The organism is Leisingera sp. F5 (genome assembly GCF_001593695.1).
Genome location: NZ_LUKH01000910.1, coordinates 1 through 1,472, shown reverse-complemented (window position 1 = coordinate 1,472; position 1,472 = coordinate 1). Strand labels below are relative to the sequence as shown.

2 protein-coding genes are annotated in these 1,472 nt (G+C 63.2%); both read left to right on the top strand.

All coding sequences use genetic code 11. The annotated features are described in order from the left end of the window. A partial coding sequence (locus tag A2I95_RS37360; RefSeq protein ID WP_291737507.1) for a sulfatase-like hydrolase/transferase occupies positions 1-1,110 on the top strand: 1,110 nt, incomplete at its 5' end. A 52-nt stretch (positions 1,111-1,162) separates the two neighbouring features. Continuing rightward, positions 1,163-1,472: hypothetical protein (locus tag A2I95_RS37355; RefSeq protein ID WP_291737506.1), on the top strand; the 310-nt coding region annotated here is incomplete at its 3' end.

Here is a 1,472-nt window from a genome sequence, read left to right as displayed (position 1 = left end):
GTCGGCGGCGTCGGCTGGGCGGTCGGCCTGTTGCGGGAGAACCCGCCGGACTACGACGCGGCGGCAGAGCTGGCAGGCGATGTGGGCGCGGGATCCAGCACCTATACTGATTACGACCTGACGATCACGGGCGCAGCAGAGGCCTGGCTGGCGGATCCGAAACGGCAGGATCAGCCCTGGGCCGCCTTTGTGTCGCTGGTCAGCCCGCATTATCCGCTGACCTGTCCCGAAAAGTGGTACAGCATGTATGATCCGGCAGAGATGGATCTGCCAGTGGGCTATGGCGCGGGACTTCCGGACCATGAGGAGCTTCGCAATATTGCCGCGTTCTTCAATTACGGCGACTATTTCGATGAGCAGAAAATGCGCGAGGCCAAGGCGGCCTATTACGGGCTGACGTCGTTCATGGATCATTGTACGGGCCGGGTGATCCAAGCGCTGGAGGCAAGCGGCCAACTGGAGAATACCGTGATCCTTTATGTGTCGGATCACGGCGATATGATGGGCGATCAGGGGTTCTGGACCAAACAGGTGATGTATGAGGCCAGCGCCGGGGTGCCGATGATTGCCGCGGGTCCGGGCATTCCGGCAGGCGGGCGCCTGGCGACTTGCACCAGTTTGACCGACATCGCCGCCACCGCGCGGGAAGTCTGCGGCCTGGCAGAAGATGCTGTCAGCGAAGGGCTGCCGGGCGAATCGCTGCGCAGGATTGCCAGTGCGCCTTATGACGAGACCCGCAGCGGTTTCAGCGAGTATCATGACGGCGGATCGAAAACCGGTGCCTTTATGGTGCGCTGGGGCCGGTGGAAGTATGTCCATTACGCCGGAATGCAGCCGCAGCTTTTCGATCTGGAGGCCGACCCGCAGGAACAAACGGACCGGACAATGGACGGAAGGAACGATCCGGAGGTCACGGCAGCCCTGGCCGAAGGAGACCGGCGGCTCCGGGCGATCTGCGATCCGGAAGAAGTAAATGCCCGCGCCTTTGCCGACCAGCGCCGCCGGATTGCCGAATTGGGCGGCGAAGAAGCCTGTCGCACGGCTTATGTGTTCAACCACACGCCAACACCCGACGAGCAGGACCAGATGCGCGAAGGTTCGCCGCTGTAGCGCTTGCCGACGATCCGGCCTTTCCCTAGGCTCGCCAACGGGAGGGTCTGCAATGACACTGAACGAAGCGATCGCAAGCCAGCCCCTCTGGGTGCAGATCTGGGTCAACATCCTGTTCCTGGGTGCATTTGTCCTGCCGCTGGCGCTGCTGATCTGGAAGGCCAGCCGGGTGGCCGGGCTGGTCACGGTGGCGGCCAGTGTATTGGCGGGGGCCGGAGTTTACTGGCTATACGGGCAGCTTGGATATGTACGCCTCTTGGGGCTGCCGCATGTGGTCCTGTGGACACCTCTGCTGATCTGGCTGTGGCGGCAGCGGGCACAGCCCGGAATGCCCGTTTGGCCGCGGCGGATCATCCTGGCTG